Annotated in this window: 18 protein-coding genes; 14 read left to right on the plus strand and 4 right to left on the minus strand. The window is 71.7% G+C overall.

The genetic code is table 11. From position 1 onward, the window contains the following. Positions 1 to 8: 8 nt before the first annotated feature. Positions 9 to 770 carry a DeoR/GlpR family DNA-binding transcription regulator gene (locus PUR53_RS42690; protein ID WP_329912175.1) on the minus strand — a complete coding sequence of 254 codons (762 nt, stop codon included), beginning with the start codon at positions 768 to 770 and terminating at the stop codon, positions 9 to 11. Positions 771 to 1,077: 307 nt separating this feature from the next. Further along, on the minus strand, positions 1,078 to 1,887 hold the full coding sequence (locus PUR53_RS42695) for an NAD-dependent epimerase/dehydratase family protein (RefSeq protein WP_329899204.1): 810 nt from the start codon (positions 1,885 to 1,887) through the stop codon (positions 1,078 to 1,080). Positions 1,888 to 2,091: 204 nt separating this feature from the next. Here PUR53_RS42695 and PUR53_RS42700 point away from each other — a divergent pair, with 204 nt between their 5' ends. Together PUR53_RS42700 and PUR53_RS42705 are read left to right on the plus strand one after the other, a co-directional pair. Next, positions 2,092 to 3,066 carry a 5-dehydro-4-deoxyglucarate dehydratase gene (locus PUR53_RS42700; RefSeq protein WP_329912122.1) on the plus strand — a complete coding sequence of 325 codons (975 nt, stop codon included), beginning with the start codon at positions 2,092 to 2,094 and terminating at the stop codon, positions 3,064 to 3,066. Beyond that, positions 3,063 to 4,229, plus strand: a complete 1,167-nt coding sequence (locus PUR53_RS42705; RefSeq protein WP_329899206.1) for a hypothetical protein — start codon at positions 3,063 to 3,065, stop codon at positions 4,227 to 4,229. Before PUR53_RS42700 ends, PUR53_RS42705 begins: the two co-directional genes overlap by 4 nt. Before the next feature lie 45 nt (positions 4,230 to 4,274). On the opposite strand, the gene PUR53_RS42710 is transcribed toward PUR53_RS42705, so the two are convergent. Both PUR53_RS42710 and PUR53_RS42715 read right to left on the minus strand, forming a co-directional pair. Further along, positions 4,275 to 4,883: a dihydrofolate reductase family protein gene (locus PUR53_RS42710; protein ID WP_329899207.1), complete on the minus strand. Its 609-nt coding sequence runs from the start codon at positions 4,881 to 4,883 to the stop codon at positions 4,275 to 4,277. Between the two features lie 21 nt (positions 4,884 to 4,904). Then, entirely contained in the window at positions 4,905 to 6,116 is a 1,212-nt protein-coding gene (locus PUR53_RS42715) for an MFS transporter (protein ID WP_329912123.1), read from the minus strand. A 182-nt stretch (positions 6,117 to 6,298) separates the two neighbouring features. On the opposite strand from PUR53_RS42715, the gene PUR53_RS42720 reads away from it, so the two are divergent. From PUR53_RS42720 to PUR53_RS42775, 12 genes are all read left to right on the plus strand, one after another. Further along, complete coding sequence (locus PUR53_RS42720) at positions 6,299 to 6,892, plus strand: TIGR03086 family metal-binding protein (protein WP_329912124.1); 594 nt, start codon at positions 6,299 to 6,301, stop codon at positions 6,890 to 6,892. Between the two features lie 90 nt (positions 6,893 to 6,982). Further along, a complete protein-coding gene (locus PUR53_RS42725) occupies positions 6,983 to 7,732 on the plus strand; it encodes an MBL fold metallo-hydrolase (protein ID WP_329899210.1) in 750 nt (249 codons plus the stop codon). Positions 7,733 to 7,919: 187 nt separating this feature from the next. Further along, positions 7,920 to 8,585: a GntR family transcriptional regulator gene (locus PUR53_RS42730; protein ID WP_329899211.1), complete on the plus strand. Its 666-nt coding sequence runs from the start codon at positions 7,920 to 7,922 to the stop codon at positions 8,583 to 8,585. A 96-nt stretch (positions 8,586 to 8,681) separates the two neighbouring features. Next, entirely contained in the window at positions 8,682 to 9,593 is a 912-nt protein-coding gene (locus PUR53_RS42735; protein WP_329899212.1) for a dihydrodipicolinate synthase family protein, read from the plus strand. 14 nt (positions 9,594 to 9,607) lie between these two features. Beyond that, positions 9,608 to 11,377 carry an L-arabinonate dehydratase gene (araD, locus tag PUR53_RS42740; protein ID WP_329899213.1) on the plus strand — a complete coding sequence of 590 codons (1,770 nt, stop codon included), beginning with the start codon at positions 9,608 to 9,610 and terminating at the stop codon, positions 11,375 to 11,377. Between the two features lie 220 nt (positions 11,378 to 11,597). Next, entirely contained in the window at positions 11,598 to 12,554 is a 957-nt protein-coding gene (locus tag PUR53_RS42745; RefSeq protein ID WP_239753246.1) for a carbohydrate ABC transporter permease, read from the plus strand. Then, positions 12,551 to 13,453 carry a carbohydrate ABC transporter permease gene (locus PUR53_RS42750; protein ID WP_329899214.1) on the plus strand — a complete coding sequence of 301 codons (903 nt, stop codon included), beginning with the start codon at positions 12,551 to 12,553 and terminating at the stop codon, positions 13,451 to 13,453. Before PUR53_RS42745 ends, PUR53_RS42750 begins: the two co-directional genes overlap by 4 nt. Beyond that, positions 13,450 to 14,766: a pectate lyase family protein gene (locus tag PUR53_RS42755; RefSeq protein WP_329912125.1), complete on the plus strand. Its 1,317-nt coding sequence runs from the start codon at positions 13,450 to 13,452 to the stop codon at positions 14,764 to 14,766. Before PUR53_RS42750 ends, PUR53_RS42755 begins: the two co-directional genes overlap by 4 nt. Beyond that, a complete protein-coding gene (locus PUR53_RS42760) occupies positions 14,763 to 15,938 on the plus strand; it encodes a Gfo/Idh/MocA family protein (RefSeq protein ID WP_329912126.1) in 1,176 nt (391 codons plus the stop codon). Before PUR53_RS42755 ends, PUR53_RS42760 begins: the two co-directional genes overlap by 4 nt. Next, positions 15,935 to 16,783 carry a PmoA family protein gene (locus tag PUR53_RS42765; RefSeq protein WP_329899217.1) on the plus strand — a complete coding sequence of 283 codons (849 nt, stop codon included), beginning with the start codon at positions 15,935 to 15,937 and terminating at the stop codon, positions 16,781 to 16,783. The genes PUR53_RS42760 and PUR53_RS42765 overlap by 4 nt, the downstream gene beginning before the upstream one ends. After that, positions 16,780 to 18,342 carry a glycoside hydrolase family 43 protein gene (locus tag PUR53_RS42770; RefSeq protein WP_329899218.1) on the plus strand — a complete coding sequence of 521 codons (1,563 nt, stop codon included), beginning with the start codon at positions 16,780 to 16,782 and terminating at the stop codon, positions 18,340 to 18,342. Before PUR53_RS42765 ends, PUR53_RS42770 begins: the two co-directional genes overlap by 4 nt. A gap of 32 nt (positions 18,343 to 18,374) precedes the next feature. After that, a complete protein-coding gene (locus PUR53_RS42775) occupies positions 18,375 to 20,405 on the plus strand; it encodes a pectinesterase family protein (RefSeq protein WP_329912127.1) in 2,031 nt (676 codons plus the stop codon). Positions 20,406 to 20,409: the final 4 nt, after the last annotated feature.

Raw genomic sequence — 20,409 nt, forward strand, 5'->3', positions numbered from 1 at the left:
CGGTGGTGTCAGACGCGGACGACCTGGGGTCCCAGCAGCGAGTACCGGTGGGCCTCCGATGTCGGCAGCAGCGTGCTGGTGACGATCGCGTCCAGGTCGCCGACCTCGGCGAACCGGCAGAAGCTGACCGCGCCGAACTTGGTGTGGACGCCCGCGAAGACCGTGCGCCGGGAGGCGCGGATCGCCTGGGCCTTGACCTCGCTGACGGCCGGGTCGGGGGTGGTGAGGCCGTGTTCGCGGGTGATGCCGTTGGCGCCGATGTACGCCAGGTCGATGACGAAACCGGCCAGCATCCTCGTCGTCCAGTGGTCGACGGTGGCGAGGGTGCCGGGGCGTACCCGGCCGCCGAGCAGCAGCACGGTGGTGTTGCCGGCCTCGGCGAGGGCGCCCGCCGTGGCGAGCGAGGCGGTGACCACGGTCAGCGGCCGGTCCCGGGGGAGCGCCTCGGCGATGAGCTGCGGGGTGAAGCCCTCGTCGACGAAGACCGTCTCCGCGTCGCCGAGCAGTTCCGCCGCCGCGGCGGCGATCCGGCGTTTCTCGGGCACGTGGCTGGTGGCGCGGAAGGCGAGCGTCGTCTCGAAGCCGGCGCTCTCGACGGGATACGCGCCGCCGTGCGTCCTGCGGACCAGCCCGTGGTCCTCCAGGGCGCGCAGATCACGCCGTACGGTCTCCTTGGCGACGCCCAGGGCTACGGCGAGGTCGGCGACGTCGACCGCGCCCGTGCGGCGGGCGGCCCTGACGATCTCGCGCTGCCTCTCCTCCGCGCTCATGGCCGACACCCGCTCTCCCTCGCCTCCCCTGCTGCTGCCCGTTCGGGCCCGCTGCGGGCCCTGGGGGAAGTTCTACAGCGGGTGCGCGGCGCCGACCAGGCCTGTTGCGCGTCCGATGCTGCCCGTCCCTGACCGTTTCAGGCGGCCGGGGCCCGTCGCGGACCTGGGGCGGAGGGGGGATCGGGCAACGGGCGTGCCCGCATACGGGAGCGGGCGGGCCCGTTCGGTGCCCGCCCGCTCCTTCCGTGCGCCGCACGGCCCTCGTTTCCCGTACGGCGCACGAACCCTTGGGTCCGCTCCGGCGCGGTCAGTACGGCCAGATCGGCGGGTCGCTCACGAAGTGACCGCCCAGGTTGGCGTGGGCCTCGTTCCCGGGGTCCAGCTCGCCCTGTTCGGCGAGGAGCTTCTCGGCGTACGGCTCGGAGTCGTCCTGCGGCTCGTAGCCGAGGGCGCGGGCCGTGGAGAGGTCCCACCACAGGCGGGTGTTGGCGGAGGAGCCGTAGACGACGGTGTGGCCGACGTGCTCGGCGGTCAGGGCCGCGTGGAAGAGGCGGGCGCCGTCGGCCGGGCTCATCCAGAGCGAGAGCATGCGCACGCTGGTCGGCTCGGGGAAGCAGGAGCCGATGCGGACCGAGACCGTCTCCAGGCCGTGCTTGTCCCAGTAGAACTGGGCCAGGTCCTCGCCGAAGGACTTGGACAGGCCGTAGAAGGTGTCGGGGCGGTGGGGGACGTCGACGGGGATGAGGGGGTCGTCGCCCCGGGGCCTCGGGGTGAAGCCGACCGCGTGGTTGGAGGAGGCGAAGACGATCCGGGGCACGCCCTCCTCGCGGGCGGCCTCGTACAGGTTGTACGTCCCCTCGATGTTCGCCTTGAGGATCTTCTCGAAGGGGGCTTCCAGGGAGATGCCCGCGAGGTGGATGATCGCGTCGACGCCCCGCACGGCCTCGCGCAGGGCCTCCTTGTCGACGAGATCGGCGGCGATCGCGTCCGGTTCGCCCTCCATGGGGCGCACATCGAGGAGGCGCAGCTCGTAGCCGTACGCCGGGAGGAGCTCCCGCATCAGGGTGCCGAGTCCACCGGCGGCGCCGGTGAGCAGAACGGTGCGGGGAGCGGGCATCCTCGGGTCTCCTTGCATCGCCAACCGTGCACATGGGCGTCCGTTATTCACATTCATGGACACGCTAGGGAGCGGGGGCCCCGTGCGTCAAGTGTGACGCCACGGCGCGAAATCGCTGGTGCGGTGCGGGTTACCCGGCTTGACCGGCCGCAAGGATGCGCCTTAGCGTGCTGCTGTTCAGAAATGTAAACACTGATCAGCGACATGGACTTGGGAGAGCCCGTGACGTCAGCCCCTCTCGCCGCCCGGCTCAGGATCCCCACCGGACCGCTGTTCTTCCCCGTCACGGCGTACGGCCCGGACGGCGGTGTCGACCTCGACGTCTGTCGCGCGCACGTCCGCCAGGGCGTCGACGCCGGGGCGGCCGCCGTCTTCGTCGCCTGCGGCACCGGCGAGTTCCACGCGCTCACGCCCGAGGAGTTCCAGAGTTGCGTCCGGGCCGCCGTCGCGGAGACGGCCGGCCGGGTGCCCGTGGTGGCCGGCGCGGGCTACGGCACCGCCCTCGCCGTGCGCTATGCGCGCCTCGCGGAGGAGGCGGGCGCCGACGGCCTGCTCGCCCTGCCGCCGTACCTCGTCGTGGCGGCCCAGGAAGGGCTGCTGCGCCACTATCGGGAACTGGCCGCCGCGACCTCCCTGCCGGTCGTCGTCTACCAGCGCGACAACGCGGTCTTCACCCCGGAGACCGTCGTCGAACTGGCCCGCACGGAAGGGATCGTCGGCCTCAAGGACGGCGTCGGCGACCTCGACCTGATGACGCGGATCGTGAGCGCGGTACGCGCCGAGGCCCCGGCCGCCGGCGACTTCCTCTACTTCAACGGCCTGCCGACCGCCGAGCTGACCCAGCCCGCGTACCGGGGCGTCGGGGTCCCGCTGTACTCGTCGGCCGTCTTCTGCTTCGTCCCGGAGATCGCCCTCGCCTTCCACCGGGCGCTCGAAGCCGGTGACCGTGCGATCGTGGAACAGCTGCTCGACGGGTTCTACCGGCCCTTCGTCGAACTCCGCGCCAAGGGCCGGGGCTATGCCGTGTCACTGGTCAAGGCCGGGGTACGGCTACGGGGACTGGACGTGGGCGGGGTACGGCCGCCGCTGCACGAGCCGGCCGAGGAACACGTCAAGCAGTTGGGCCAGTTGATCGAGCGCGGACACGCGCTGCTGGAAGAGTGCCAGGAGGGCCAGTGAAGGCGTCGACGTTCGTCTACCCGTGGGACGTCAACGGGGACCCGGCCGCCGCGGAACGCATCGCGGGGCTGGGCGTGAGTCAGGTGACGCTCGCCTCCGCGTACCACTCCACCCGCGCGCTCACCCCCCGCCACCCCCGGCAGCGCATCGTCACCGCCGAGCACGCGGCCGTGCTGTATCCGCCGGGGGTGCGCTGGGAGGGCCGTACGCTGCGGCCGTACCCGGCGGGGCAGTGGGCGCCGGGCGACGCGTTCGGCGAGGCGGCGACGTCCCTCGCGCACGCAGGCCTCGAGGTGCACACCTGGGTCGTCCTCGCCCACAACTCCCGGCTCGGCGCCGAGCACCCGTCGACCTCCGTGGTCAACGCCTACGGCGACCGGTATCCGTGGGCCCCGTGTGTCGCGCAGGAGGCGACCCGGGAGTACCTGGTCGACCTGGCCGTGGAGGCGGCGGTCCGGCCGGGCGCCCGCGGCACGGAACTGGAGTCGCTCGGCTGGTACGGGATCTCCCACCTGCACGCCCACGACAAGACGGGCGGCGTCGGGCTCGGGGACGCCGGGCAGTACCTGATGTCGCTCTGCTTCTGCGGGACCTGCCGCGCCGGTTACGCCGAAGCGGGCCGGGACCCCGAGGAGCTCGCGGCGGCCGTCCGTGGTGCGCTGGAACCGCTGTGGCGGGGCGAGGCCGTCGACGAGGGCTGGCCGGCCGTGGAGAAGCTGCTCGGCGCGGAGCCGGCGGCGGCCACGCGCGCGTGGCGCGACGCGATCGCCCGCTCCCTCCAGGAGACGGCCGTCGAGGCGGTACGGGCCGCCGCGCCCGCCGGGTTCCAGATCCTGCTGCACGCGGACCCGGTGACGTACCACTGCGGCGCGAACCCCGGGGTCGACCCCGCGCACATCCTCGGCGTGGCGGACGGCGTGGTCGTCCCGTGCGCGGGCGGCCCGGGACTGCTGCCGGCCTTCGCCGAGGTCGGCGCGGAGAACACCGTGCTGGCCGCCAACTTCGGCATCGTCTCGGGCATGGGCGGCAGCCCGGTCACCCTGGCCGAGGACGCGGGCCGCGCGGCGGAACTGGGCGCGACGGAACTCCGGCTGTACCACGCGGGCCTGGCCTCGGACCAGGACCTGACGGCGGTACGGGAGGCGTTGACGGCGGTGGGGTGAGGCGGGCGGGGTGAGCCGGGCGGGGCGGATCGCGGCGCCCCCGGCTCAGCGCCGCACGCGGTAGGTCAGGTGGGTGACCAGGGTGGTCGAACGGGAGGCCACCTGCGCCAGCCGGAGGGGCGGGACGTCCTCGAACAGGCGGGTGCCGGAGCCGAGGGTGAATGCGGTGACGTGCAGGCGTAGTTCGTCGATCAGGCCGGCGGCCAGGTACTGGTTGACGGTGGTCGCGCCGCCGAGGACGGTGATGTCCTCCTCGCCGGCCGCCGCGCGGGCCCGGTCCAGGGCGGCGGCGATGCCCTCGGTGACGAAGTGGAACGTGGTGCCGCCGGACATCGGCTGTGGCTCGCGCGGGTGGTGGGTGAGGACGAACACCGGTGCGTGGAACGGCGGATCGTCGCCCCACCAGCCGTTCCACCGGCGGTCCCACGGACCGCGCACCGGGCCGAACATGTTGCGCCCCATGACGAAGGAACCGGCGGTGCCCAGCAGGTCGATCTCGGCCCGGTTCTCGTCGGGAGCGTCGAACATCCAGGCGTGCAGCGCGGCGCCCGAACCGTCTCCGCCGTCGTCGCCGAAGGGGCGTTCCTCGGTCTGGTGGTGCCCCGCCGAGTAGCCGTCGAGCGAGATCGTGATGTCACAGCCCACTTTGCCCATGCGTACAGGGTCCCCCACGGCTCAGGGGCGGCGCAGCAGTGCGGCCGCCGGCAGGAGGGAGACGGCACCCACCGTCACCGACAGCACCGGGAGGTCGACCGGTCCCACCAGGGCCGCGCCGATCGCCATGCCCACCGCCGTCGGGGCGAACAGCAGGGTCTGGGCGGTGGCCGTGGCGCGGCCCAGCAGGTGGGGCGGGGTCGCGTGCTGCACCGCGGTGAGCGTGGCCACAAGGACGCACGGCAGCCCGGCGCCGATCGCCGCGCCGCACATGAGGGCCACCGCGTCGTCGGGCACGGCACGCAGGGCCACCGCCACCCCGGTCAGGGCGATCCCGTACGCGGCGAAGCGGCGTTCGCCCAGGCGGCGCAGGAGGAAGCCCGTGGCCAGGCCGACGACGACCGAACCGGCGCCCTGGGCCACGTGGAGCAGGCCGGTGTAGGCGGGGGAGCGGCCGAGGGAGTCGACCACCGCGAAGATCAGGGAGCCGTTCACGCCGGAGAGCAGCATGGTCGTGCCGCCGGCCAGGACCAGGGGCCGCAGGCGCCGGTCTGTGAGGAGGTGGCGGGCACCTTCCGCCGCGCGGGCACCTTCCGCCGTGCGGGTGCGAAGGCCCGGGGCGGGGCGGTCGAGGGGGGCGGGACGTGGCTCCCGGGTCCGCACCAGCCCGTACAGTCCCGCGGCCGCGACGAACGTCACCGCGTCCAGCAGGGCCACCGTCGCTCCGCCGTACGCCGTATACAGGCCCGCCCCCGCCAGGGGCGCCAGCAGCTTCATGCCCTCGTTCGCCGTCATGCGCAGACCGTTGAAGTCGCCGAGGAGGGCGGGGGTGACGGCGGTGGCGACGAGGGCCGACTCCGCCGCGTCGTGGACGACACCCGCCGCGCCGTATACGAGGAGGACCGCGTAGAGGAGCCACAGGTCGCCCGGGGCGTCGACGGTGAAGAGGGTGAGGAGGAGGGCGGCCAGGGCGAGGTCGGTGGTGATGAGGAGGACGCGGCGGTGGCCCCGGTCCGCGAGCGTGCCGAGGACGGGGCCGGCGAGGAGCGGGGCCCACAGCGCGAACGCGCACAGTGCCGCCAGCGCGTCCGAGCCGGTGAGGTCCTTGACCCAGACGCCCGCGACCAGCCACATCGCCGACGAACCGAGGCCCGAGACCACCACCCCGGCCAGGTACAGCCCCCCGTCGCGGTCCCGGAGCACGCGCCGCACCGCCCATGTCGTGGATGTCATGGGTGTCTTGGGTGTCTTGGGTGTCATGGCTGGTCAGCGTGGCTCTAAGGCCCGGGTGGGCGGATCGGGCGGATGCCCTAGGAATCGTCACCGGGAAGGGTGGGCGGCACGCGGGCGATGAGTTCCCGGGGCGGCGGCGGTCTACCGAACACGAAGGACGAAGCCCGGCGAAGGAGTACCGCATGACCGACCACGGTTCGATCCCGCTCGACCTCGGCCCGCAGACCCGGACCGTCGCCCGGCTCGTCGCGGCCGTCCGGGACGACCAGCTCTCCGGCCGCACCCCGTGCCCCGAGTACGAGGTGCGCCATCTCCTCGGGCATCTGCTCGGGCTCGCCACCGCCTTCCGGGACGCGGGCCGCAAGGAGCTGGGGGCCACGACGGACACCGCCCCGCAGGCGGCGCTGCCCGACCTCGGGCCCGGCTGGCGCGAGGCGCTGCCCCGGGTGCTCGACGAGCTGGCGGAAGTATGGCGGGACCCGGCCGCGTGGACCGGTGAGACCCGGGCGGGCGGGGTGCCGCTGCCGGGGGCCGTCGCCGGGGCCGTGGCGACGGACGAACTCGTCGTGCACGGCTGGGACCTCGCCCGGGCGACCGGTCAGCCCTACGAAGCCGATCCGCCGGCCCTCACCGCGACGCACGCCTTCCTCGAGGAGTCGGTCGACGACCCGTCGCGCGGCGAGATCTTCGGTCCGGTCGTGCCCGTCCCGGACGACGAGCCACTGCTCGACCGGGCGATCGGACTGAGCGGACGTGATCCCCAGTGGAAGCCATAGTGGCCACCCCGCGAGCAACACCGTGAGCAACCCACGAAAGAACGCTCAAACGCGGCACGCGCCCCCGCCCGCCTCCGTACGCTCCCGAGCATGCCCTTAAGTCTCACCGTCCTCGGCACCGCCTCCCCGCACCCCGGACCGGGCCGCCCCGCCTCCGGATATCTGCTGCGGGGTGGGGGCGCCGAGGTGTGGGTGGACGCGGGCTTCGGTACGTTCGCCGAGTTGCAGCGGCACACGGACCCCACCCGGCTCACGGCGATCTGGATCTCCCATCTGCACGCCGACCACTGCGCGGACCTGGTGTCCGCGCTGTACGGGTTCGCCTACGGCGGTCTCACCCTGCCGGCCCCGCTTCCGGTCTACGCGCCCGGCGACTGCGCCGCCCGGATCACGGGGTTCCTCGGGAAGTCGGACAGCACCTTCCTGAACGGGGTGTTCGACTTCCGTCCCCTGTACGACGGCCACTCCGTCCGGCACTGGAACCTCACCCTCACCGCCCGCGCCGTCGTCCACGACGTGGAGGCGTACGGGCTGCGCGCCGAGTGCCAGGGGCGGGTGTTCGCGTACTCGGGGGACAGCGGGCCGTGCGACGCGCTGAGTTCGCTCGCGGGCAGCGCCGACCTGTTCCTGTGCGAGGCGGACGTCGACACGCATCGCGAAGGCGAACCCCGGGTGCACCTCACGCCGGAGGAGGCCGGGGCGTACGCCAAGGGCGCCGGCCGGCTGCTGATCACGCACGTGGGGCCCTTGCTCACCCCGGAGGGAGCGACCGGGCGGGCGGCGGTGGTCTTCGGCGGCCCGACCGAGAGCGCGCGGGTGGGGGACACCCACATCGTGTGACACCACATCGGGTGACACCCGTCGCGTGGCACCCAAATCGTGCGACACCCGCATCATGTGACCCCGCGCACTACTTCTTCTGTCAGAAGCATTGACGAAACATGGGCCCCCTCCTACCTTCAACGCGTCGTACTTCGTACGTCATATATGAGACGCGATATGTGAGATCCGAGAGCGAGAGGCGCGCATGACCTCTGTGCCCACGCCGATCCCGTCCCGCACGCAGTTCGTGCTGGAGGGGATCAAGCACCGCATCCTGACCGGGCAGTTGACGCCCGGTCAGGCCCTGGTCGAGACCGAGCTGGCCGCGCAGTTCGGGGTGTCCAAGACGCCCGTGCGCGAGGCCCTGAAGACGCTGGCCGGGACCGGGCTCGTCGTGATGAGCCAGTACAAGGGCGTCACGGTGCGCATGGTGGACGCGGACATGGCGCGCGAGGTCTACGACGTGCGGCTGCTCCTGGAGCCGGAGGCGCTGCGGCGCTCGGTGCGGCGCGGTGTCCCGTGGGACGCGGCGAGCGACGCGCTGACCAGGGCCGACGAGGCCACGGACACCGCCGAACGGTCGCTGGCCAACCGGGAGTTCCACCGCGCGCTGTACGTGCCGTGCGGCAATCCGTTGCTCGGCCGGATGCTGGACGAGGTGCGCGACCAGGCCGCCCTGGTCTCGGCCGTTGCCTGGGCCGCCGACCCCTCCTGGGAGCGGGAGGCCACCGAGCACCGGGAGATCCTGCGGCTCGCCCTGGACGGCGACGCCGACGGCGCGGCCACCGCACTCCACGCGCACATCGCCTCGTTCGTCGAGCGGGCCTTCCCCGGGGCCCGTGAGGAACCGCCGGGCCGACAGGCCCCGTAAGCCCCCGAGTCCACGAGGCACGGCGGAGCCGCACGACGCGCCGGCACCGCCGGCCCTCCGCAGCCTCCAAGAGCTCCTCGCAGAGGAAGGTCATCCATGAGCAGCGTGACGTTCGAGACCCAACGGACGGCTCTGGCCGACGTGGTCGCGATCCCGGTGACTCCGTTCGCCGAGGACGGCTCCGTCGACCAGGGCGCCCACCGGGCCCTGCTGCGTCGGCTGCTCGACGGTGGGATCACCACCCTCACCCCGAACGGCAACACCGGTGAGTTCTACGCCCTCACCCCCGAGGAGCGCCGCCTCGTCACCGAGCTGACCATGGACGAGGTCGGCGACCGGGCCGTGCTCCTGGTCGGCGTCGGACATGACGTACCGACCGCGATCGCCTCCGCCGAGCACGCCCGCGAGGTCGGCGCGCAGATGGTGATGGTCCATCAGCCGGTGCACCCGTACGTCTCGCAGAACGGCTGGGTCGACTACCACCGGGCGATCGCGCGGGCCGTGCCCGAACTCGGCGTCGTGCCCTACATCCGCAACGCCCAGCTCACCGGCGAACGTCTCGCCGAACTCGCCGACGACTGCCCGAACGTGATCGGCGTCAAGTACGCCGTGCCGGACGCCGCGCGCTTCGCCGCGTTCGCCCGCGACGCCGGCCTGGAGCGCTTCGTCTGGGTGGCCGGGCTCGCCGAGCCGTACGCCCCCTCCTACTTCTCGGCCGGCGCCACCGGCTTCACCTCGGGCCTGGTGAACGTCGCCCCGGCCGTCTCGCTGAACATGATCGAAGCGCTTCGATCGGGGGACTTCCCGGCCGCCATGAAGGTGTGGGAGCAGATCCGCCGCTTCGAGGAGCTGCGCGCCGCCAACGGCTCCGCCAACAACGTCACCGTGGTCAAGGAGGCCCTCTCCTCCCTCGGCCTCTGCCGCCGCGACGTCCGGGCGCCCAGCAGGCACCTGCCCGAGGACGAACGCGCCGAGGTCGCCGCCATCGCCGCCGGATGGTCGATATGAACGAGCCGACCGACATGACGAAGCCCGAAGAGCTGCGTACGACGCAGCCCGAAGAACTCCGTGTGAAGAAGCCCGAAGAGCTCCGCAGCCACCAGTGGTACGGCACCGACGGCCTGCGTTCCTTCAGTCACCGGGCCCGCACCCGCCAGCTCGGCTACCTCCCCGAGGAGCACCTCGGCAAGCCGGTCATCGCGATCCTCAACACCTGGTCGGACATCAACCCCTGTCATGTGCACCTCCGGGATCGCGCGCAGGCGGTCAAGCGAGGGGTGTGGCAGGCCGGAGGCTTCCCGCTGGAGTTCCCGGTCTCGACGCTCTCCGAGACCTTCCAGAAGCCGACCCCCATGCTCTACCGCAACATGCTCGCGATGGAGACCGAGGAGCTGCTGCGCTCGTACCCCGTCGACGGGGCCGTGCTGATGGGCGGCTGCGACAAGTCGACGCCCGCGCTGCTCATGGGCGCCGCCTCCGTCGACCTGCCGGCCGTGTTCGTGCCCGCCGGACCCATGCTGCCGGGGCACTGGCGCAACGAGGTCCTCGGCTCCGGCACCGACATGTGGAAGTACTGGGACGACAAGCGCGCCGGGCTCATCGGCGACTGCGAGATGACCGAGCTGGAGTCCGGTCTCGCGCGCTCGCCGGGCCACTGCATGACCATGGGGACGGCGTCCACGCTGACCGCCGCCGCCGAGGCCCTCGGGGTCACCGTCCCGGGCGCGTCCAGCATCCCGGCCGTCGACTCGGGCCATGACCGCATGGCGGCCGCCGCCGGTCTCCGCATCGTCGAACTGGTCCGCAGGGACCGGAAGTTGAGCGACATCCTCACCGCCGACGCCTTCGAGGACGCCGTCACCACCGTCCTCGGACTCGGCGGCTCCACCAACGCGGTCATCCACCTCATCGCGATGGCCGGCCGCGCGGGCGTCAAGCTCACCCTCGACGACTTCGACCGCGTCGCCCGTACGGTCCCGGTGCTCGCCAACGTCCGGCCCGGCGGCCAGACGTACCTGATGGAGGACTTCCACTTCGCGGGGGGCCTGCCCGGGTTCCTGTCCCGGATCACCGATCTGTTGCACCTGGACCGGCCGACCGTCTCGTACGACACGATGCGCGAACAGCTCGACGGCGCGCTCGTCCACAACGACGACGTGATCCGGACCCGGGACAACCCGGTCGCCACCGAGGGCGGGGTCGCCGTCCTGCGTGGCAACCTCTGTCCGGACGGCGCGGTCATCAAGCACATCTCCGCCGAGCCGCACCTGCTGAAGCACACCGGCCCCGCGGTCGTCTTCGACGACTACAGAACCATGCAGCGGACCATCAACGACCCGTCGCTCGGCATCACCGCCGACAGCGTGCTGGTGCTGCGCAACTCCGGCCCCAAGGGCGGGCCGGGCATGCCCGAGTACGGGATGCTGCCCATCCCCGACCACCTGCTGAAGCAGGGCGTCCGGGACATGGTGCGGATCTCCGACGCCCGGATGAGCGGGACGAGCTACGGCGCCTGCGTGCTGCACATCGCGCCGGAGTCGTACATCGGCGGCCCTCTCGCCCTCGTCCGCACCGGCGACTCGATCACCCTCGACGTCGAGGCACGCAGACTCCAACTCAACGTGGACGACGAGGAGTTGGAGCGCCGCCGCGCCGCGTGGACGCCACCGCCCACCCGCTACGAACGCGGCTACGGCGCCCTCTACAACGACCAGATCACCCAGGCCGACACCGGCTGCGACTTCGAGTTCCTGGCCAGACCGGGCAAGGTCCCGGACCCCTACGCGGGGTAACGACCCGACCGGCCCGAGCCCCTGGTTTTTCAGGGGCGCGGGGAACTGCGCGACCAGCCACCCACGCACCCGCAGACGCCACCCCACAGCAAGCCGCACCCCGAACCGCGCACCGCCCCACCACGCACACCGAGAAAGCGCTTCCTGCACCACGACGCACCACGACGCACCACGACGCACCGCAACGCACCACGACAGACCCAGAAACGGAGCCCCAGTCATGGCCCAAGCCGCAGCCGTGGCGAAGCCGCCCGCGCCGCCCCGGCGGAGCCGTGCGCGGAGCAGTGCGCGCCGTGCCTCCGCGACCCCGCGCAGGCTGCCGTACCTGCTGATCGCCCCGGCCGCCCTGCTCATGCTGGGCTTCATCGCCTACCCGGTCATCAGCGTCTTCTACTACAGCCTGCAGCACTACAACCCCACGAAGCCCTGGCGTAACGGCTTCGCCGGCTTCGACAACTTCGTCCACGCCTTCACCGAGGACCCCCTCTTCTGGGACACCCTCGTCTTCAGCGCCAAGTGGGTGATCGTCGAGGTCTCGCTGCAGCTGCTCTTCGGTCTGGCCCTCGCGCTCATCGTCAACCAGACCTTCGTCGGCCGCGCCATCGGCCGCGCGCTGGTCTTCTCGCCCTGGGCCGTCTCGGGCGTGCTGACCTCCGCGATCTGGGTGCTGCTCTACAACTCCCAGACGGGCATCACCCGTTACCTCGCGGACATGGGCATCGGCGAGTACGGCACCAGCTGGCTCTCCGACACCTCCACCGTCTTCTCGGCGGCGATCGTCGCCGACCTGTGGCGCGGTGTCCCCTTCTTCGCGATCCTCATCCTCGCCGACCTGCAGTCCATCTCGAAGGACCTGTACGAGGCCGCCGAGGTCGACGGCGCCAGCCGCATCCGGCAGTTCGTGCACATCACGCTGCCGCACCTGAAGGACGCGATCATCCTCTCCACGCTGCTGCGCGCGGTGTGGGAGTTCAACAACGTCGACCTGCTCTACACGTTGACGGGCGGCGGACCCGCCGGAGTGACCACGACGCTCCCGCTGTACATCGCCAACACCTCCGTCGACGCCCACAACTTCGGCTACGCGTCCGCCCTGACCACGGTCGCGTTCGTGATCCTGCTCTTCTGCTCGATGGTCTATCTGCGGCTGAGCAAGTTCGGAGGCGAGTCCAAGTGATCACCAAGGACGCCGAGAAGGTCGCCCCGACGCGGCCCGCGCCCACGGCCGAGGAGCCCCCGCAGCGACCGGGCAAGGTCCACCGCGCGTGGGACGAGGTCCCCCGCTGGCAGATCTACCTCCCGCTGTCGATCTACCTGGTCTTCACCCTCGTCCCCTTCTACTGGATCCTGCTGTTCGCGCTGCGCAAGCCCGGCTCGACCTCGCTCGTGCCCTGGCCGATGACGTTCGAGCACTTCGAGAAGGTGTGGAACGAGCGTTCGTTCGGCATCTACTTCCAGAACAGCGTGCTCGTCGGTGTCGTCACCCTGCTGATGACCACGCTCGTCGCCCTGGCCGGCGGCTACGCCCTCGCCCGCTTCGACTTCAAGATCAAGCGCGGGTTCATGCTGGCGCTGCTGTGCTCCCAGTTCGTGCCGGGCGCACTGCTCCTCGTGCCGCTGTTCCAGATCTTCGCCGAGCTGCGGATGATCAACTCGCTCGGCAGCGTCATCCTCGCCGAGACGGTCTTCCAACTGCCGCTGTCGATCATCCTGATCAGCAACTTCATCAAGAACGTGCCGTACTCGCTGGAGGAAGCGGCCTGGGTGGACGGCTGCAACCGCTTCACCGCGTTCCGGGTGGTCGTGCTGCCGCTGCTGCGGCCTGGCCTGATCGCCGTCGGCTCCTTCGCCTTCGTGCACTCCTGGAACCACTTCCTCTTCGCCCTGATGTTCCTCAACAACCAGGCCAAGCAGACCATCCCGGTCGGCCTCAACACCCTGCTCAGCGCCGACAGCGTCGACCTGGGCGCGCTGGCCGCCGGCGGCATCATCGCCGCCGTCCCGGTGGTCATCGTCTTCGCCTTCATCCAGAAGTGGCTGATCACGGGCTTCAGCGCGGGGGCGGTGAAGGGATGAGCGGACGCAGGAGGAGCCTGCAACTCCTCGCCCTCGCGGGGGTGTTGGGCGCCACGCTCACCACCCCGGCCGGGGCGGAGTCCCGCGGCGCCGACCGGGACATCAGCCGGGACACGCTCGCGACGGACGACGGCTGGGCGGCCGCCGACGGTGGTACCACGGGGGGTTCCACCGCAGACGACGCCCATGTCCTCACCGTCCGCACCCGGAGCGAACTGGTCCGGGCGCTCGACGGCGGCAGCGCCACCCCGAAGATCATCCGGATCGCCGGGACCATCGACGCCAACACGTCCGACGGCGGCGAGCGGCTCGACTGCGCCGACTACGCGACCGACGGCTACGACCTGCGGAAGTACCTGGCCGCCTACGACCCGCGCACCTGGGGTTCCGCCAAGCCCAGCGGCCCCCAGGAGGAGGCCCGCCAGGCGTCGGCGGCCAGGCAGGCCGAGCGGGTCGAGCTGGCCGTCGGCTCCAACACCACCATCGTCGGCCTCAAGGGCGCCGTCCTGAAGGGCGCGAGCCTCCAGCTCAGGGGCGCGGACAACGTCATCGTCCGCGACCTCGAACTCCGCGACGCCTACGACTGCTTCCCTCTCTGGCAGCCCAACACCGGCGGCCTCGGGGACTGGAAGACGGCGTACGACAACATCTGGGTGCGCGGCTCCAGCCATGTCTGGATCGACCACGTCACGATCTCCGACAAGGGGCACCAGGACGAGGACGAGCCGACGTACTTCGGCCGCAACTACCTCCGGCACGACGGCCTGCTCGACATCACCAACGCCTCCGACCTGGTCACCGTCTCCTGGAGCCGCTTCGCCGACCACGACAAGGGCATCCTCATCGGCAACGGCGACACGGCCACCGGCGACCGGGGCAAGCTGCGGGTGACGCTGCACCACAACCAGTTCGAGAACGTCGTGCAGCGCGCGCCGCGCGTCCGCTTCGGACAGGTGCACCTCTACAACAACCGGTACGTCGTCCCGGCCGACGCCCACGACTACCGGTACTCCCTGGGCGTCTCCACCGAGTCCGCCGTGTACGCCGAGAACAACGCGTTCACCACACCCGGCCACATCGAGGTCGCGGACCTGGTCAAGAGCTGGAACGGCACCGCCCTGCACCAGACCGGCACCCTCTTCAACGGCTATCCGGTGGATCTCCTGGCCATCCACAACGCCTACAACTCCGGCAGCGAGCGTGATCTCACGGCCGACGTGGGCTGGACGCCTACCCTGCACCAAAAGATCGACAGCGCCGGGAAGGCCGACCGAGAGGTGGCACGCGGCGCGGGCGCAGGGAGGATCCGATGACCACCACGACGTACGAGAACCCGCTTCCGCTCGTCCTCGCCGGCGCCCGCGGCCACGGCCGCTGGCACCTGGAGAACATCCGGCGGCTCGCGGACAAGGGGATCGTCCGGCTCGCCGGGATCTGCGAACTGACCCCGCTGGGCACGGACGAGATCCCCGACGGCCTCGGCACGCCCGAGCAGTCCGCCGACTTCGGTGCGCTCCTCGACTCCACGGGCGCGGCGATCGCCGTGATCTGCACACCCATCCCCACCCACACCGACCTGGCGCTGACGGCCGCCGAGCGGGGCGTCCACGTCCTGCTGGAGAAGCCGCCGGCCCCGTCGTACGCCGAGTTCCGCCGGATGGCCGACGGGGTGGCGGCGGCCGGGACGGTCTGTCAGGTCGGCTTCCAGTCGCTGGGCTCGCACGCCCTGCCCGCGATCCGCAGGATGGTCGCGGAGGGCCTGATCGGCGACGTCGTCGGCATCGGCGGCGCCGGCGCCTGGGCCCGCGCCGAGGCGTACTACCGGCGCGCGCCCTGGGCCGGGAAGCGGCGCATGAACGGCGTGGACGTGATCGACGGTGCGCTCACCAACCCCCTCGCGCACGCCGTCGCCACCGGGCTGGCCCTCGCCGACGCGGGCCGTGCCGAGGACGTCGCCGGCATCGAGACCGAACTGCTGCGCGCCAACGACATCGAGTCCGACGACACCTCCTGCGTACGGATCACCACCACCGACGGCGGCCGGATCACCGTCGCCGCCACGCTGTGCGCCGAGGACCCGGACGACCCGTACAACGTCGTGCACGGCACCAGCGGACGGATCACCTTCTGGTACAAGCAGGACCGCGTGCTCGTCCAGCGCGCCGGACACGGTCCGGAGGAGATCGAGTACGGCCGCACGGACCTGCTGGAGAACCTCGTCGACCATCTCGTCGACGGCACCGACCTGCTGGTCCCGCCGGAGGTGACCGGCGCGTTCATGAAGGTCGTGGAGGCGATCCGCACCGCCCCGGACCCCGTCGCACTCCCGGCCGACGCCTGGCACCGGCTGCCCGACGAGGACCGCCGGGTCGTCGACGGCATCGACGGTCTCGTCGCGGCCGCCGCCGACGACCTCGCCCTCTACTCCGAACTCGGCGCCCCCTGGGCGCTCCCCGAAGCACCGGCGAAAGAGGTGAGCACATGACGATCACCGACGACTCCCTGATCCTGCGCGTCGCGGGCCGCCCGGTGGGCCGCTACCTCACCCGGCCCGAGCTGCCGGAACGGCTCTCCCCGCGCCCCTGTCTGCATCCCGTCACCACCCTGTCCGGTACGGCGGTCACCGAGCTGAGTCCCGCCGACCACCTTCACCACCTCGGCGTCGGTGTCGCCGTTCCCGACGTCGAGGGGCACAACTTCTGGGGCGGACGCACCTACGTCCGCGACCAGGGCCCGACCGAGCTCGACAACCACGGCTCACAGCGCCACACGGCCTTCCAGCTGCGCGACCCCGACGGCTTCGTCGAGGAACTGCGCTGGGTGGCCGCCGGCCGGGAATGGCTGCGCGAGCGCCGTACCGTCGCGGCCACCGAACTGACCGACTCCGCCTGGGCGTTGGACTTCACCTTCTCCCTCACCAACATCACCGACGCCCCGGTGTCGATCGGCAGCCCCGCCACCAACGGCCGCCCCGGCGCCGCGTACGGCGGCTTCTTCTGGCGGGCCCGCAAGGAGGCCGAGGCACCCCGTGTCTTCACCGCCGAGGCGGAGGGCGAGGCCGAGGTCCACGGCAGCCGCGCCGACTGGCTCGCTCTGGCCGGCGCCACCTGGACGCTCGTCTTCGCCGGGGCCACGGACACCACCCGCCGTGACCCCTGGTTCGTCCGCGCCGACGAGTACCCGGGCGTCGGCTCCTCCCTCGCCCACACCTACCGCCTCCCCATCGAGCCGGGCGGGACGGCCGTACGCCGGATCGTCACCGTCGTCGCCGACGGCACCCTCGACCGGGACGGGGCGGCGGCCCTCGTCCGCAAGGCGGTGAGCCCGTGACCACCTCGGTGAGCGCACCCGCCTTCTCCGCCGACCGGGGCGACGGCACCTACCGCAACCCGGTCCTCGACGCCGACTGGTCCGACCCCGATGTCCTGCGCGTGGCCGACGACTTCTACATGACGGCCTCCAGCTTCGGCCGGGCCCCGGGCCTTCCCCTGCTGCACTCCCGGGACCTGGTCAACTGGACGCTCGTCGGCCACGCGCTGCACCTCCTCGAACCCGCCGCCGAGTTCAAGGCACCGCGCCACGACTGCGGGGTGTGGGCTCCCTCGCTGCGCCACTTCGACGACCGGTTCTGGATCTTCTGGGGCGACCCCGACCAGGGCATCTTCCAGGCCAACGCCCCCGGGATCAGGGGCCCTTGGACCCGGCCGCACCTGGTCAAGGAGGGCAAGGGACTTATCGACCCGTGCCCGCTGTGGGACGAGGAGACCGGCGAGGCGTACCTGGTGCACGCCTGGGCCAAGTCCCGCTCCGGCGTCAAGAACCGGCTCACCGGCCACCGGATGCGGCCCGACGGGACGGGGCTGCTCGACGAGGGCAAGGTGATCGTCGACGCGGACCGGCTCCCCGGCTGGTTCACCCTGGAGGGGCCCAAGCTCTACCGTCACGACGGCTGGTACTGGATCTTCGCCCCCGCCGGCGGAGTCGAGACCGGCTGGCAGGGCGCCTTACGCTCCCGCGACTTCTTCGGCCCGTACGAGGAGCGGATCGTCCTGGAGCAGAAGGACACCGACGTCAACGGGCCGCACCAGGGCGGCTGGGTGCGCACGGCGGCCGGCGAGGACTGGTTCCTGCACTTCCAGCAGCGGGGCGCGTACGGCAGGGTCGTCCACCTCCAGCCGATGCGCTGGGGCGCCGACGGCTGGCCCGTGCTCGGCGACGACGGCGCACCCGTCGCCGTCCACCGCAAGCCGGAGCTGCCGGCGCAGCCGCCGGCCGCGCCCGCCACCGACGACGACTTCCCCGGCGGCCGCTTCGGACGCCAGTGGCAGTGGACCGCGAACCCGCAGGACGGCTGGGCCACCCAGCACTCCGGCGACGGGCTGCGGCTCACGTGCGTGCGCTCCGTGCACGCGCACGACCTGCGGAAACTGGCGAATGTGCTCACACAGCGGCTGCCGGGGATCCCCGCCGTCGTCGAGGTGGAGCTGAGGCTCGACAGCGAGGAACCGGGGGCGCGTGGCGGGCTCACCGTGCTCGGGGACGCGTTCCGCTGGATCGGGCTCCAGCGGGGTGCCGACGGGAGCGTGCACCTGGTCCACCGGTTCGCCGAGACCGTCGCCGAGCGGGAACGGGACGCCGATCACGCCCGCCCGGCGCCCGGCGGACGGGCCCGGCTGCGGATCGAGACCTCCGCCGGGGCGCGCTGCCGGTTCTCCTACGACGTGGGGGAGGGGTGGCAGCCCTCGGGACAGGTCTTCGCCGCCACCCCCTGGCGCTGGGTCGGCGCCCTGCTCGGCCTCTTCGCGGTCGCGCCCACCGGCGGGGGCCACGCCGGGGCGGCCACGTTCACGCAGTTCCGGATCACCGCCGCACCGGACGGCACCGCCTGACCCCAGTCCTCGTACGCCTGTTGGGAGCCGCAATGACGCACCTCCGTAGCAAGCGCTTGCCGCACAAGAGGAGAGCCCTCGCCGCCGTCACCGCCCTGATCGCCTCGTTCGTCGTCGGCGCGTTCACCCCGGCGGAGGCCGCGGGGCCCGAAGAGGCCGGTCCGACGGCGCGGGCAACCGCCGGTGCCGTCGCGGGCTCGTCCGCCGCACCCCGCTGGAGCGATCGCCCCCACGGGTTCGCCTCCCTCGACGGTGGCACCACCGGCGGCGCGGGCGGCAAGGTCGTGACCGTCACCGACCAGGCCTCACTGGTGCGGTACGCGTCCGCCGAGGAGCCGTACGTCATCCGGGTCAAGGGGGCCATCGACGTCGAACCCTTCGGCTCGGACATCGTCGTGACCTCGAACAAGACGCTCATCGGCATCGGCGACACCGGCGAGATCGTCCACGGCGAACTGCACCTCAACCCCGGGACCAGCAACGTCATCATCCGCAATCTGACGATCCGGGACTCCTACGTCGAGGGCGACTGGGACGGCAAGACCACCGACTTCGACGCGATCCAGATGGACACCGTCGACCACGTGTGGATCGACCACAACCGCTTCGAGCACATGGGCGACGGGCTCCTCGACATCCGCAAGGACAGCCGGTACATCACCGTCTCCCACAACCAGTTCAAGAACCACAACAAGGCCCTCGGCATCGGCTGGACGACCAACGTCCGGACCGAGATCACCATCGACCACAACTGGTTCACCGGCACCAAACAGCGCAACCCCTCCGCCGACAACTGCGCCTACGCCCACCTCTTCAACAACTACCTCTCGGCGCAGGTGGCCGACGGCGACCCCGTGTGGACGTACGGGAACTGGGCGCGCGGCCGGACCAGGATGGTCATCGAGAACAGCTACTACGACGGTGTCCAGCACCCCTACCAGGCCGACGCCACCGCCGAGTTGGTGCAGCGCGGGTCGATCCTGAAGAACGTCACCGGACGGCAGGAGACCTGGGGCACGGCCTTCGAGCCCAGGGACTTCTACTCCTACCGGCTCGACCCGGCCGCCGCCGTCCCCGCGCTGGTCACCCGGTTCTCCGGCCCGCAGAAGAGCATCGGCGTGAACACCGTGCTGAACGTCCCCGGCGACCACCCGACCGTGCAGGCCGCCGTGGACGCCGTGCCCGCCGGCAACGACGGCGCCGTCACGATCCGCATCGCGCCCGGCACCTACCGCGCCAAGGTCCTGATCCCGGCGAACAAGCCGAACCTGGTGCTGCAGGGGACTGGACAAGATCGCTCGGACACCGTCATCGTCTTCGACACGCCCGCCGCGAACGGCGGCTCCAACGGCAGCGCCACCGTGCGGATCCTCGCCAGTGACGTGACCGCCCGCAACCTCACCTTCAGCAACGACTTCGACGAGGCCGCGCACGAGGTGAACGGCGAGCAGGCGCTCGCGATGAAGACCACCGGTGACCGGATCGTCTTCGAGGACACGGCCTTCCTGGGCAACCAGGACACGCTGATGACCGACAGCCCCAAGCTCGACGTCATCAGCCGGGTCTACATCCGCGACTCGTACATCGAGGGCGATGTCGACTTCATCTACGGCCGGGCCACCACCGTCATCGAGCGTTCCCTGATCAAGGCGCTCAGCCGGGGCTCGGACAGCAACAACGGCTACATCACGGCCGCCTCGACCTGGAAGGAGAACCCCTACGGGTTCCTCATCACCCGGTCGAAGGTCGTCAGCGACGCGCCCGCCGGGACGTACCACCTCGGCCGGCCCTGGCACCCGGGCGGCGAGCCGAACGCGATCGCCCAGGTGCTCTTCCGGGAGACCGAACTGCCCGCCGCGATCAAGTCGTCGCCGTGGACGGACATGAGCGGCTTCTCCTGGAAGGACGCGCGGTTCACGGAGTACCGGACGTACGGGCCGGGGTCCGCGGTCACCGCCGACCGGCCGCAGCTCGACGACGCGGACGCCTCGACCCACACGGTCGCCAAGTACCTCGCGGGGACGGACGGTTGGGCGCCGCATCGCGGTCGCGCCGGCCACTGAGTCC

This window comes from Streptomyces sp. SP18BB07 (genome assembly GCF_036322545.1).
In the GTDB taxonomy this organism is placed as follows: Bacteria; Actinomycetota; Actinomycetes; order Streptomycetales; family Streptomycetaceae; genus Streptomyces; species Streptomyces deccanensis.